Raw genomic sequence first — 13,003 nt, 5'->3', positions numbered from 1 at the left:
CAGGTGGAACCATGTCCCGCGTGGTTGGCTCCCGGGGGCGGGAGCTCGTCAACCACGTTGGTCGATGAGCTCCCTGACGGAGGCGCGTTCAGCCCCCCGGCGGACGGGCCGACGCAATCATTCGCATCGTTGCCCTCGCGTGCTCCAGGTCTGCGCTCGCCGTCCACGCAACGATTGATGTCCACGCTCGTGCCATTTCCGACGAGCGCAGGTGATCATTTCTGATGAGCGCCGAAGAATGCCGGAGCGGTAATGTTTGCAACGGGGCGTATACGTGCAGAGCATAGGGGCGTTCGGGTATCCGTGATAGCTTGTCCTCATGGTGGCATCGGTCGTCGGGCGGGGCGGTAGCGACGGGCGGGGGCTTCGGCATCGGTGGGTGCCGTTCGCGAATTGGTCCCTCGCGGCGGCGCTCGTGACGGCTGCGTGCGATGGCAGGATCGTGCAAGGGATCGGCGAAGGGGAGAGCGGTTCGGCGCCGAGCGCCGGCGCGGACGCGGGCGGCGCGCAAGCGAGCGCCGGCGGCGGTCACGCCGCGGGGACGAGCGGCTCCAGCGAGGCGGTGGGCGGGGCCGGCGCGACGGGGGGCGCGGCCGGCGCCAGCAGTACCTCGGGGGGCCCGGGGGCGGGAGGTGAGGACCCCGGCGTCGGTTTTCCCTCGGAGGACGGCCCCGGTTACAGCGTCGTGTTCCCCGGAGAGGGCGTCAACGACAGCCTCTATGCGGCGGCGCTCGACGCACAGGGGCGGCTCGTGGTCGGCGGTGGGGCGGATGGCACCCTCTCGTTGAATGGCGAAGAGCACGCCGGCGCCGTGCTGCTGTGGCTCTCGCCGAGCGGCGAGCTCGTGCAGGCCAAGAGCTTCGGCAGCGCCGCTTACGACACGCAGGTGAACGGGATTGCTCCGCTCGCCGACGGGTCGATCATCGCGGTCGGCACGTACCGCACCAGGGTCGTCATCGGCGACGACATCTGGCTGCCCACGAACGAGAGCTGGGGCCCCGACCTGTTCGTGATGAAGGTCGCGGCGAACGGCGAGGTGATCTGGGCGCGACATTTCGGCGGTATGGGGTACGACGTGGCCGAGAGCGCGGCAGTCGCGCCGAACGGCAACGTGTACGTCTCGGGCTACGTCAGCGGTGAGATCGACTTCGGCGGCGGCGTCCACGAGGCCGGTGGGGAGACGGCCTTCTTGCTGACGCTCGACACCGATGGCGGTTATGTCACCAGCCAGGTGCTTCACCCGAGAGGTGACCTCGACACGTGGCCCATGACGAACGCGACCGGAATGGCGCTCGGCAGCGACGGGAACGTCTGGCTCACGGGATACGCCACGCACTCGTTCGGCTACGGCTCGTACTTGACGCAGGTCTCACCGACTGGACAGATCTTGACCCGAAAACCTTTCGGCGTTGATGGCTACACGCTGGCAAACGACATGAGCGGCGCGCGGGGCGGCGGCGCGCTGATCGTCGGTTACATGAACGGGACGGCTGATTTCGGCGGAGGCTCACGGAACACGGGCGGCTCCACGAAGCTCTTCGCGGCTCGCTTCGGCCCCGGCGGCGAGCCGCTGTGGAGCTCCCTCTTCGGCGACGAGGCCGACTACTTCACACGAGCCTCCGCCTTCGCGGCAGACGGCAGCGTGTTCATCACGGGTGGCGCTTACGGCGCTGAGGAGAGCCCGATGCTCGTCCGCCTCGCCGCCGACGGCACGCCGGGCGAACCGGAGGTCTTCGACGCTCCCGGACGCTTCTTCGCCGTCTGCACGGGAGGAGAACACTCCGTCTACCTCGCCGGCCAGCTCGACGGTCCGGGCGACTTCGGCTTCGGACCCGTCGGCGGGCAGCGCGAGCTCGTCGTTGTGCGGCTGGTCAGGTAGCCGGCGCCCGCGAATCGAGGGAGGAGCGTGGCGCCTCGAGGCGCTCAGCCGCCGCTGGCGCGCCGCACGGCGACGCCGACGCCGGCGGTGCTGTAGCAGCCGCTCACCGTCCAGGAGATGGTGGTGTTGGAGTTGGCCACGAGATAGCCGGCCAGCGCGACCATGGTCGTCGGATCGGTCAGGCGCCGGTTCATGGTGGAGGTCGCCGCGGTGGGGCTGATGGTGGCGCCGGTGTTGCCGTTGCGCGCCGCCATCACCGTGTACACGAACGAGCCGCTCGCGCTGAAGTTGGTGGTCACCCCTCGGGGCACGGCGCTGGCGCCGCAGTCCGCCGTGTTGGTGTGGATGCCGGTCGTGGTGGCGCTCGCGAACGGGTTCGACTGGTGCACGGCCTTCAGCTCCACCACGTTGGCGAAGTACACGCCCCAGGTGTTCGAGCTCGCCATCTGCACCACCACGGGCTTGTTGCCGGTGGCGGCCGGAAGCTGGCTGTCCAGGAGGTAGTAGATGTGCGCGGCGGAGTTGTTGTCGGCCTGCCGCGTGTTGAAGAGCGTCATCGGCGTGCCGTCGTAGGTGACGCTCACCGGCACGAGCGAGTTCTCGGAGGCGACGATCCCGACAAGGACCATGCGATCGTTGTCCCGCGGTGTCTGCAGGGCGTGGCTCACGTTGATGATGGGCGCCGAATTCCCGATGGTGCTCAGGGTGCCGGTCGTGCCCGAGTTGACGACGACGATGTCCGGCGAGACGACGCAGTTGCCGTTCGAGCAGATGGACCTCGTCCCCGAGCACACGTGGCCGCAGTCGCCGCAGTTGCTGGCGGTGCCGAGCTGGGTCGTGCAGCCCTCGCGGGGGTCGCCGCAAGCCTTCCAGCCCGGGTCGCAGGTGGGCACGCAGGTGCCGGCCGTGCAGGCGGTGGCGCTCGCGTGCGCCTGGAGGCACTGGGTGTTGCAGGCGCCGCAGGCGTTGACGTCGCCGGAGACGTCCTTCTCGCAGCCGTTCATGCCGTTGCCGTCGCAGCTGCGCCACAGGCCGCTGCACACCGGGGTGCAGCCCGACGAGCTGCATTGATTGCTGGTGACGTGGGCGCTGGCCCCGCTCTGGCACACGAGGTTGCAGCCGAGGCAGTTGCTCTCGTCGTTCCACAGGTCGATGTTGCAGCCGTTCCTCGGTACCCCGCAAGCGTCGTACTGCGCGCTCGTGCACACCGGGTTGCAGGTGCCGTCGAGGCACAGGTTGCTGGTGGTGTGGATTATGTTGCACTGGGTGCCGCAGGCGCCGCAGTTCCCCTCGTCGGTCCTGATGTTGGCCTCGCAGCCGTCGGTCAGCGAGCTGTTGCAGTTGCCGTAGTCCGCCTTGCAGCCAGCGAAGGAGCACGCGCCGCCCTGGCAGGTCGCGGTGGCGTTCGCGTAGATTGTGTTGCAGTTGACGCCGCCGGCGGCCGCGCAGGCGCCGCAGTGGGTCTGGTTCGAGTTGACGTTCGTCTCGCAGCCGTTGTCCGGATTGCCGTCGCAGTCGCCCATCCCGCTGTTGCACGTCCGCACCTTGCAGTCGCCGCCCTCGCACTTGGGGGTGCCGCCGGCGATGGTGCAGGTCTCGCCGCAGGCGCCGCAGTGGCTGAGGCTCGTGTCCGTGCTCGTCTCGCAGCCGTTGTCGTAGCTGCCGTCGCAGTCGGCGAAGCCCGGCTCGCAGCTGCCGATGGCGCAGCCGGTGGCCGTGCACTTGCCGGTGCCGTTGGCGACCGTGCACAGGCCGCCGCACGTGCCGCAGTTCTCCGGATCGGCGGCCAGATTCACCTCGCAGCTGTCCTCGGGGTCGCCGTTGCAGTCGCCCCTGCCGGCCGGGCAAATCGTCTCGCCGCAAACGCCGTTGCGGCACCAGGGCCTGCCGCCCGCCTCGGGCACGCACTCGATGTCGCACCCGCCGCAGTGCAACACGTCACGGGTAGTCGCCCTCTCACAACCGTCGACGACCTGGCCGTTGCAGTCGGTGAAGCCCGCGTCGCACTCGATCTTGCACTCCGACGCCTCGCAATACGCGTCGCCGTTCGCGGCCGGACAAAGCTCGTCGCACCCGCCGCAGTGGCTCGAGTCCGTCGAGGTGTTCACCTCACAGCCGTTCTCGGGATCGCCGTCGCAGTCGGCGTAGGGCGCTTCGCACGCCTTGACCTTGCAGGCGCCGCCCTGGCACTCGGCGGTCGCGTTCGGCAGCGCGCACTTCAGGCCGCAGCTGCCGCAGTTGTCCGTGTCGGTGCGGATGTTCACCTCGCATTCGCCCTCGGCCTGGCGATCGCAGTTGGCGTGCCCATCCGGGCAGGTGGGGCCGCACACCCCGTCGATGCAATCGTCGCTGAGGCAGTCGCCGCTCGAGCGGCAGATCTTGCCGTCCTGGCAGCCCCCGCAGTCGGCGCCGCAGTCCACGTCGCTCTCGGTGCCGTTGGGCACCCCGTCGGTGCACGTCGGCGCGACGCATTGGCCGTCCTGGCACACGCCGCTCTCGCAGTCGCCGGCCCGGTTGCACGTCTGGCCGGTCGCGCACTTCCTGTCGCAGCTGCCGCCGCAATCGATGTCCGACTCCGAGCCGTCGCGGGCGTCGTTCATGCAGCCCGCTTCCTGGCAGACGCCGTCGATGCACTCGCCCTCGGCGCAGTCGCGGCTCGCGACGCAGCCGGAGCCGAGCGGGCATGGATCGCACTCGCCGCCGCAGTTCAGGCCCGTCTCGCCGTCGGACTGCGTGTCGTCTGTACAGTGCGCCGGCGGGCCGGATACCGACGCGAACTCGAAGTCCGGCACGCTGCACGAAGCGGCGGCGGCGAAGATCCCCGCCGTCAGCGCGGCGGCCGAGAACGCGCGGAGCAGCGCGAAGCGACGCAGAAAGCTAAAGGTCGACATCGAACGACAAAAGTATCATTCGCTGGCGGATTTCGCGGCCACAAATCGAGGAGGCTGCGTCAGGATCCGCGCGCGGAGCTCCGCCAGCACGCGCACACCTCCAGCCACGACGCGGTGCGGCGTCGCGCGGCGAAGGCCGCGCCGCCACGTTGACGCGTGCGGTGAAGGCCGCGTCGCCACGTTGACGCGCGTGGCGAAGGCCGCGCCGCCACGTTGACAGGAGCGGAGGCGTCAAGTCACCATGGCGAGCGCCGCATGAGGAATTTCCCGCGAATTTTCCGCGTCGCAGCGGTGCTGCTGCTGCTCGAGGCGCCCGCGCTCGCCCAGGACACCGACGAGCTCAAGCAAGCCCGCGCGCAGTTTCAGCAGGCGACCGAGCTCGAGCAGGCGGGCAACTGGGCCGCGGCCCTGCAGCGGTTTCGAGAGGTCGGCCAGGTGCGGATGACGCCGCAGGTTCGCTTCCACATCGCCGTGTGCGAGGAGAACCTGGGGCGGCTCGTGGCCGCGCTCGGTGGCTACGAGCTGGCGCTCGCCGAGGCCGACGCCGTCGGGCCCGAGTTTCGGGCCGAGGTCGATCAGTCGATCGGCCGGCTGCGCGCCCGGATCCCGAAGCTCGTCATCGTGCGCGGCAAGGGGGCGGCCTCCGCGGCCATTGCGCTCGATGGCATCGCCCTCGGCGGGACGTCCATCGGCGTCGAGGTGCCGCTCGATCCCGGGCCTCACGCGCTCACCGCCAAGGCTCCCAATTACAAGCCGTTTCAACAAACGGTGGAGCTCAAAGAGGAGGGGGTGACGCGCGTCGAGGTGACGCTCGAAGCATTGCCGCAAGAGCTGCTGATCCGGGCGGGCGCCTTGCGGGAGAGGCCGCCGTCCAAGGTGGTGCCGTACGTCATCGGGGGCGTCGGCGCCGCGAGCCTGATCGGCTCCGGGGTGCTGTTCGGGCTCCGCCAGGGAGCGCTCAAGGATCTGGAAGACGCCTGCGGCGCGGAAGGCAAATCGTGCCCGCCCTCCATGCAGTCGCGCTACGACGACCTCAAATTTTATCATTACGGCGCGCAGGTGGCGCTCGGCGTCGGCGTCGTCGCGGTCGGCACGGCGACCGCGATCTTGCTCCTTCAGAACAGGAAGCCAAAAGAGCCCGAGAAGACCTCGCTCCAGCTCGTGCCCGTCGCGGGCGGATCCGAGATTGGCGCGAGTCTCTCAGGAACGTTCTGAGGGAGTCGAACTCGCCTAGAGCGGGGTGCAGATTCGTGCGCTACGGGCTCAGCCGCTAGGCAGGCGAGTGAGGCGTACGAAAGTACGCCGCAGCGAGCCGAACGACGCGGATGAGCCCGTAGCGCACGAAGATGCGCCCCGCTCTAGAACCCCGGATCGTGCTTCCACGACTTGGGCGGCGTGGGGGTTGGCGTCGGGCTCGGCGATCTGGTCTGCTCGGCGGGCTTGTTCTGACGGCGGGGCGCCGCGCGCGCGGGTGACGCCGGGAGCGGCGCCGGCGCCGGCGCTGCGCTGGCCGAGACGGGGGCAGAGGGCTCGCTCGGGGGCGCGTCGAGCTCGGTCGCTGGGGGCGCCTCCGCCTTGGGAGGCGCGGGCGCCGGGGCGGCGGACGCCGGGGCGGCAGGCGCGGCGCCGGAAGGAAGCGGGGCTGGTGCGTCGCCGCTCCGGAGCAGCACGGCGAGCACGCCGGCGGCGAGGAGACCAAGGATCACGACGGCGGGCAGCGCGCGGCTCCTGGAGCGCGCGAACGGCGGGATCTCGTCGTCGAGCGTGATCGTTCCGGCCGCGCCCGGGGCTGCGCCGCGGAGGTTGACGGTCCTGAAGGCGCTCACCGACGAGGGGCTCCGGCCGGTCACGTCGGAGACGCCGGGGTTGTTGCTCAGCTGATTGCGGTCGGCGCGCTCCAGCGCTTCGGTGAGGGCCGCGCGCGTCTGCTCCTGCTGGTCCTCGAACAGCTCGCGGACGAAATTGGCGACGTCCTCGTCGGTGGCTCGCTGGCTCGGCGGCAGCGCCTTGTCGAGCGCTCGCATCAGCTCGTTGGCCGTGGCGTAGCGCTCGTCGCGCTCCTTTTCGAGCGCGCGCATCAGCACGGCCTCGAGCGACGCCGGGTAGTCGGCCTGGAACTCGTGCGGCGCCTCCACCGGGTCCGTCGACGAGATGGCGAACAGCGTCGCGCCCTCGGATTCCCTGCGGAACGGGTGTTTGCCGGTGGTGAGCGTGTAGAGCACGATGCCCATCGCGAACACGTCGACGCGCCGGTCGATCGCGCCGCCGCGCACCTGCTCCGGCGCCATGTAGCTCACCTTGCCCTTGAGCTGCCCGGCCTGCGTCGTGCTGTCGTTGAGCGCCGTGGCCTTGGCCACGCCGAAGTCCACCACCTTGGCCAGGCCGTTGTACGTGACCAGGATGTTCTGCGGGGAGATGTCGCGGTGCACAAGGCCGACGAGCTTGCCGCTCTTGTCCTTGAGCTCGTGCGCGGCGTGCAGGCCGGCGCAGGCCTGCGCCACGATGCGCACCGCGATCGGGATCGGCATGCCGTTCTGCCGCTTCGCGACCTTCATCACCTGGTTGAGCGGAATGCCGTCGATCCACTCCATCGCCAGGAACAGCACGCCGTCCTGCTCGCCGAGATCGAGGATCTCGACGGCGTTCGGGTGGCGGATCTGCGACGCGAGCGACGCCTCCGAGAGGAACATGCGCTCGAACTGGTCGTCCTCGGACAGCGTCGGCAGCATCGTCTTTACTGCGACGATCTTCTGGAAGCCGCGCGTTCCCTTCAGCCGCGCCGCCCACACCATGGCCATGCCGCCTGCCGCGATCGGCAGCAGCAGCTCGTAACGACCCAACACGGACCCGGGCCCGAGCTCGGCCGGGGTGTTGGGCAGGAGGTTCGGCGCAGGATTCACGCTACTCAGAAGGTTTGTTAAGTGCCCTGACCGTACGAGTGTGCGGCGACACGAAGCGAGTGCCTAGCAATAAGAAACACCGCGGAGACAAATTGCGGCTAGCGCACCAGTAACCCCACCTCCTTACATCAGCCGACAACTGGCGGCGCTTCGCGGATGGGCAGCTGCCACCAAAACGCCGTTAGCAAGTCCAAGCGCTGTCCGGAAGTCAAGCTGCTCTTATCTGCCTACCATCGTACAAGGACGGCGGACGGGCGCGTCGTCACGCGCCATCACGCGTCGTCACCGCCGCACGACGAACATCGCGGCGAAATACCCGTCTGTGCCGTGCACGTGCGGCAGCAGCCGGAACGCGTCGCCGCCGCCCGCGAGCTCCCGCGCGAGCTCCGCGTCGAACGGCGCCGGCTCCAGCCGGACGCCGAGGCCGTCGTCCGACGGGGCCGCGAGCCGCGCCGCCACGGCCTCGCACTCCTCGCGCAGCACGCTGCACACAGCGAACACGAGCCGGCCGCCGTCCCGGGCGCGGGTCGCGGCGCGGCGCGCGATCGCGACCTGGAGATCGGCCAGGCGCGGGAGATCGTCCGCCTCGCGCCGGAGCGCGATCTCCGGGCGCCGCCGCAGCGTGCCCACCCCGGAGCATGGGGCGTCGACGAGCACCCGGTCGTAGCCCTCGGGGACGTCGCCCGCGCCCACCGTCCAGTCGACGGCGTAGGTCTCGCGCACGGAGGCCGCAGCCCGCCCGAGCGCGCCGCGCGCGCCGCCCTGCGCATCGCCGGCCTCCGCGCCTGCGCCCTCTGCGCTCACGGGAGGCGCGCCCAGCGCCGCGCGGAGCTGCGAGAGCTTCGCAGGGTACAGATCCGCCGCGTCCACCGCGCCGCCGGGCAGCACCGCGCGCGACAGGAGCCACGACTTGTTGCCCCGGCCGGAGCAGGCGTCGAGCACGGCCTCGCCGGGCCGCGCGCCGAGCGCGAAGGCGAGCGCCTGCGCCCCCTCTTCCTGGCCGATCCACGCGGCGCCGAAGCCCGGGAGCCGCCGGAGATCGCCCGCTCCCCGCGCGACGATCGCGGCCGGCGAGACGCGCCCCGCCTCGAACGTCGCTGCGGGCGCGGCGGCCCGCAGCGCCTCGATCCACGCGCCGCGGTCCTCGCCGGGGGCGAGGCAGAGGCCGGTCGGCGGCGGCACCGGGCCGGCCGACAGGAACGCCTCGGCCGCGGCCCGGCCGAGCGAGCGGCGCAGGGCGCCCCGCAGCCACCCCGGCGCGGAGGCGACCACCGCGCTCGCGAGCGGCGGGCGACCGCCGGACTCCACGGCCGCCGCGAGCCGGCGCAGCACGGCGTTGGCGAACGCGCCGACCCGCGGCCCGCCGGCCGCCTGGGCGCCGTCCACCGCCTCCGAGACCGCGGCGAACGAGGGGACGCGATCGAGGAAGCAGAGCGAGTACGCCCCCATCAGCACGTGGGCGCGCACCAGCGGGTCGGTCGTCCAGCGGCTCTTCGCGGCGAACTCGGCGATGCGCGCCTCGAGCGCCGCCTGGGTGCGCAGGACGCCGTAGACGAGCTCCGTCGCGAGGCCGACGTCCCGCGGGTCCAGCGCCGGCGCGCGGCGCAGCTCGGCGTCGAGGGCCGCCGAGGCGAAGGCCTCCGAGCCCCACACCCGCGCGAGCACGCGCGCCGCGACAGCGCGCGGCGCGCTCTCGGTCGGGTGCGGCGGGCGCGCCGCGCCGCGGCCCCCGTCGCGCCCGTCACCTTGGCCCCGGTCAGCCAACGAGCTCCTTGAATTGCCCCTGGATCACGTCCCAGCGGCGCTCGACGTCGTTCTTGAAGGCGATGCCCATCAGGCCGATGAGCACCACGAGCCCGACCAGGCTCGCGATCTCGCGGACGCGCAGCGGCAGCGGGCGCCGCAGCACGGCCTCGAACGTGAAGAACAGGAGGTGGCCGCCGTCGAGCACCGGGATGGGCAGCAGGTTGATGAGCCCGAGGTTGATCGAGATGACCGCCATCGCCCAGACGAAGTAGCTGACCCCCTTCGCGCCCTCCTCGCCGATCACGTCGTACACCGTGATCGGGCCGCCCAGCGTGGAGATGCTGACCTTGCCCTCCATGATGCGGACGATCCCGACCACGATGAACCGGATGACGTCGTACGTCTCGTCGACCGCGCTCTCCAGGGCGAACTGGAAGGCCGACGGGCTGTCGACGAACGGCTCGGCCACCATCGGCGACCAGTTCGACGCGCGCAGGTAGAAGCGCGGGCGGTGCTGGCCGTACTCGTCGATCCAGTCCTCGCGGCGGAGCTCGATGGTGCCGCTCTTGCGCTGGCCCGAGCGCTGCCACGTGATGACGTGCGATCTATCCGGGGCCGCGAAGAGCCGCTCGACGAACGTCGACCAGGCGGTGACCTCGACGCCGTCGACCTCCGTGATGCGATCGCCCGGCCGGAGCTCGGCGTCCCACTCGGCCGAGCCCTCGGGGACCTCGGCGACGTAGAGGTCGGCCGGCTCGATGCCGGTCCGCGCGAGCAGGTCGCCGTGGCCGCTCTCCGGCGTCAGCGCGGCCACGCCCGACTCGTAGACGGCGAGCTCGGCCAGGCCGCCGAGCGCGCGCGGCACCGTGACCGGCCGCAGGTACGTGACCGGCACCGTGGCGCCGCGGCTCTCCTCGAGCGCGAGCTCCAGATCGGCGAACGTCTTCACGGGCGTGCCGCGCACCTCCGTCACGACGTCGAACGTGCGCAGCCCGGCCCGGAACGCGGGCGAGTCGGGCCGCGAGACGCCCACCACGGCGGCGGGGCGGCTCGGCCGGACGCCGATCTCTCCCACCCGGTCGACGATCTCGAGCGGCTTCTGGACGACCTTCTCCTCCGGGACGACCGTGACCTCGACGTGCTCCTTGTTGCGGAACACCTTGAGCCGGAGCTCCTGGTTGGGGCTCTTCGTCACGATCCGGTGCAGCTCGGCGAAGGTGCTGACGCGCTCGCCGTCCACCTCGAGGATGCGATCGCCCGGGATCAGCCGGCCCTCGGCCGGGTGCCCCGGCAGGACCACGCCGACCGTCGGCGGGACGAAGCGGGTCTCCCCGATGAAGACGGCGAAGTAGAGCAGCACCGGGAAGAGCACGTTCATCGCCGGGCCGGCCATGACGATGATCACGCGCTTCCAGAGCGCCTGGGACTCGAAGGTGCGCTTGCGATCCTCGGGGAGCACGGCCTCCTGCCGGTTCTCCTCGAGCATCTTCACGAAGCCGCCGAGGGGCAGGAGCGCGACGCAGTACTCCGTCTCCCGGCCCCGGAGGCGCAGCACCCGGGGGCCGAAGCCGATCGAGAAGGTGAGGACCTTCACGCCGAAGATCTTCGCGCACACGAAGTGGCCGAGCTCGTGCACGAAGATGAGCACGGAGCAGAGCAGCGCGAAATACAGGAGGTCCACGGCGGCGGTTGTCTTTACGCGAGGCCGGGCTCGGTGACCACTGGCCACTGAGGGGGCGCGGGGCCGCGGCGCCCCCGCGCGAAGGGCGGCCTCCGGCGCAGGCCTCCGGCGCAGGTACGCCGTCCGGTCCGTGGAAAGGCGCCCTCCGGCGTGAGGTGCCTTCACGGCGATGGCCCGGGTCGGCCGCCCACGAACACCCGCGGTCCCGCCGCGTGGCGAAATGTCACAGAGCGCGGGCGTGCGATGCGCGGTGCTGACGAGCGCCGGAGGGCCGCGTGCCCCGCGCATCCGTGATATCTCACCGATGGAACTCGGCCGGGCGCTGCGCCCGCGAGCGACGCCTCACGGCGGACGGTCCCCTGGCCGATTCTCGCGATGTGCCCTGATACGAACTGCGAGGTCCCATCATGAAGCACACGATTGAGCACGACCTGAGCGACAGCGAGGCAAAGCTGGCCACCGAACGAGCGATCGCGCAGTACCGAGAGCGGTACGCCGAGTACGAGCCTTTCCTCGTGTGGCGCGATCCGCGGCGCGCCGAGCTCGGCTTCTCGGTGAAGGGCGTCAAGCTGAAAGGCAGCATGGAGCTCCGCCCCGGCGCCGTGGATGTGGATCTCGACGTGCCTCTCCTGATGCGCCCCTTCAAGGGGGTGGCGATCGCCGCCATCGACAAGGAGGTTCGTCACTTCATCGAAGAGGCGCACCGCGAACGGGCCCAGGGAGGCGGCAAAGCCCCCTGAGCGAGCGGGCTGTTCCGCTATGGACATGAGCGCCAGGCGGCGCTATGTTGCTCCGACAGTATCTACTTCGCCGGCCGAAGTACGCCCCGCGACACGACTCACTCCAGTGCTCGGCCGGCAGGGGGCTGTCTCCTCGCTGCTCACCCTGCCGGCCTCGTCGTTGCGCTTCCCCGTCGTCGCACTCACGGAGCGAGCGCCTTCACGGCCGTCAGCTTGTGCGAGGCCAGCACGGTGTGGATCGCCGTGATGAGGCCGCTCGCGTCGATCTCGCAGCGCATGACGAACCGCGGCGCCAGCTTCTCGACGGTGCTCCTGCGCTCGATGACGACCGCAGGGAGGCCGTTGATGAGGCGCAGCTCGTGGCGGAGCGCTCCGGGGCCGTCGATCCTCAGCAGGCCGACGTAGAACCGCGCGACCCGGTTCGGCCCGACGACGATCCGGCGCGCCGCCTTGAACTCGCCGTTCGCGTCGTTGATGACCCGGACGCCCTCGCTCAGGAGCGCCTCGATCGCGGCGACGTCCTGCGTCGCCAGGGTCTGCAGGAAGCGCACGAGCGCCGCGCCCGACCGCTCGACGAGCTCGGGCGAGGGGCGGCAACGATCGCGCTCGTACGGCTCGAGGGCGCGGCGGGCGCGGTGGTGCGTCGTCTTCACGCTGGCTTCCGACAGGTCGAGCGCGGCGGCGGTCTCCTGCACCGAGTAGTCGAAGACGTCGCGGAGCAGGAGCACCGCGCGCTGCTGCGGGGTCAGCGCCTCGAGCGCGATGAGGAAGGCGAAGGACGCGCTCTCGAGGAGGTCGTAGCGGCCCTCGGTGCCGTCCTTGCCGGGGATCTCGAACGACGGGGGCTCGGGCTCCGCCTCGATCGGGGAGGGGAGCCACGGTCCGTCGTAGGCGAGGCGCTTGCGGCGCCGGAGGGCGTCGCGGCCGAGGTTGAGCGCGACGCGCGTGAGCCAGGGGCGGACGGGCTCTCCGGTGCGCGCGGGCGGGCGCTCCAGCGCGCGGACGAACGTCTCCTGCACGATGTCGTCCGCGTCCGCGGCGCTGCCGGTGAGCCGGTAGGAGAGGGCCCAGAGGAAGCGCTCGTGCTCGCGGTAGCTCGCGGCGACGAAGCCGGGGGCGGCGAGCCCCGCGCTCGGGGCAGGAGAGGCCGTGGAGCTGCTCATGGC

At 71.1% G+C, this 13,003-nt stretch carries 8 protein-coding genes; 3 read left to right on the top strand and 5 right to left on the bottom strand.

The window, feature by feature from the left end:
- Positions 1-379 precede the first annotated feature (379 nt).
- Positions 380-1,879 (top strand): hypothetical protein, encoded by a 1,500-nt coding sequence (locus tag WMF29_RS41935; protein WP_437325687.1) that lies wholly within the window; start codon positions 380-382, stop codon positions 1,877-1,879.
- Positions 1,880-1,923: 44 nt separating this feature from the next.
- Here the strand turns inward: WMF29_RS41935 and WMF29_RS41930 are convergent, their stop codons facing one another.
- Positions 1,924-4,770, bottom strand: a complete 2,847-nt coding sequence (locus WMF29_RS41930; RefSeq protein WP_437325686.1) for a hypothetical protein — start codon at positions 4,768-4,770, stop codon at positions 1,924-1,926.
- Positions 4,771-5,025: 255 nt separating this feature from the next.
- Between WMF29_RS41930 and WMF29_RS41925 the strand changes: the two genes are divergently transcribed.
- Positions 5,026-5,985: a PEGA domain-containing protein gene (locus WMF29_RS41925; RefSeq protein ID WP_437325685.1), complete on the top strand. Its 960-nt coding sequence runs from the start codon at positions 5,026-5,028 to the stop codon at positions 5,983-5,985.
- A 143-nt stretch (positions 5,986-6,128) separates the two neighbouring features.
- On the opposite strand, the gene WMF29_RS41920 is transcribed toward WMF29_RS41925, so the two are convergent.
- From WMF29_RS41920 to rseP, 3 genes are all read right to left on the bottom strand, one after another.
- Positions 6,129-7,670: a serine/threonine-protein kinase gene (locus WMF29_RS41920; protein WP_437325684.1), complete on the bottom strand. Its 1,542-nt coding sequence runs from the start codon at positions 7,668-7,670 to the stop codon at positions 6,129-6,131.
- Between the two features lie 282 nt (positions 7,671-7,952).
- Positions 7,953-9,434, bottom strand: coding sequence for an RsmB/NOP family class I SAM-dependent RNA methyltransferase (locus WMF29_RS41915; protein ID WP_437325683.1), 1,482 nt, complete (start codon positions 9,432-9,434; stop codon positions 7,953-7,955).
- Positions 9,427-11,097, bottom strand: a complete 1,671-nt coding sequence (gene rseP, locus WMF29_RS41910; RefSeq protein ID WP_437325682.1) for an RIP metalloprotease RseP — start codon at positions 11,095-11,097, stop codon at positions 9,427-9,429. The genes WMF29_RS41915 and rseP overlap by 8 nt, the downstream gene beginning before the upstream one ends.
- Positions 11,098-11,504: 407 nt before the next feature.
- On the opposite strand from rseP, the gene WMF29_RS41905 reads away from it, so the two are divergent.
- Entirely contained in the window at positions 11,505-11,837 is a 333-nt protein-coding gene (locus tag WMF29_RS41905; protein ID WP_437325681.1) for a polyhydroxyalkanoic acid system family protein, read from the top strand.
- A gap of 182 nt (positions 11,838-12,019) precedes the next feature.
- Here WMF29_RS41905 and WMF29_RS41900 read toward each other — a convergent pair whose 3' ends face one another.
- Complete coding sequence (locus WMF29_RS41900; RefSeq protein ID WP_437325680.1) at positions 12,020-13,000, bottom strand: sigma-70 family RNA polymerase sigma factor; 981 nt, start codon at positions 12,998-13,000, stop codon at positions 12,020-12,022.
- Positions 13,001-13,003 lie beyond the last annotated feature (3 nt).

This window comes from Sorangium sp. So ce381 (assembly GCF_051473845.1).
GTDB classification, from domain to species: Bacteria; Myxococcota_A; Polyangia; order Polyangiales; family Polyangiaceae; genus Sorangium; species Sorangium atrum.
This window is presented reverse-complemented; position numbering and strand designations above follow the sequence as displayed.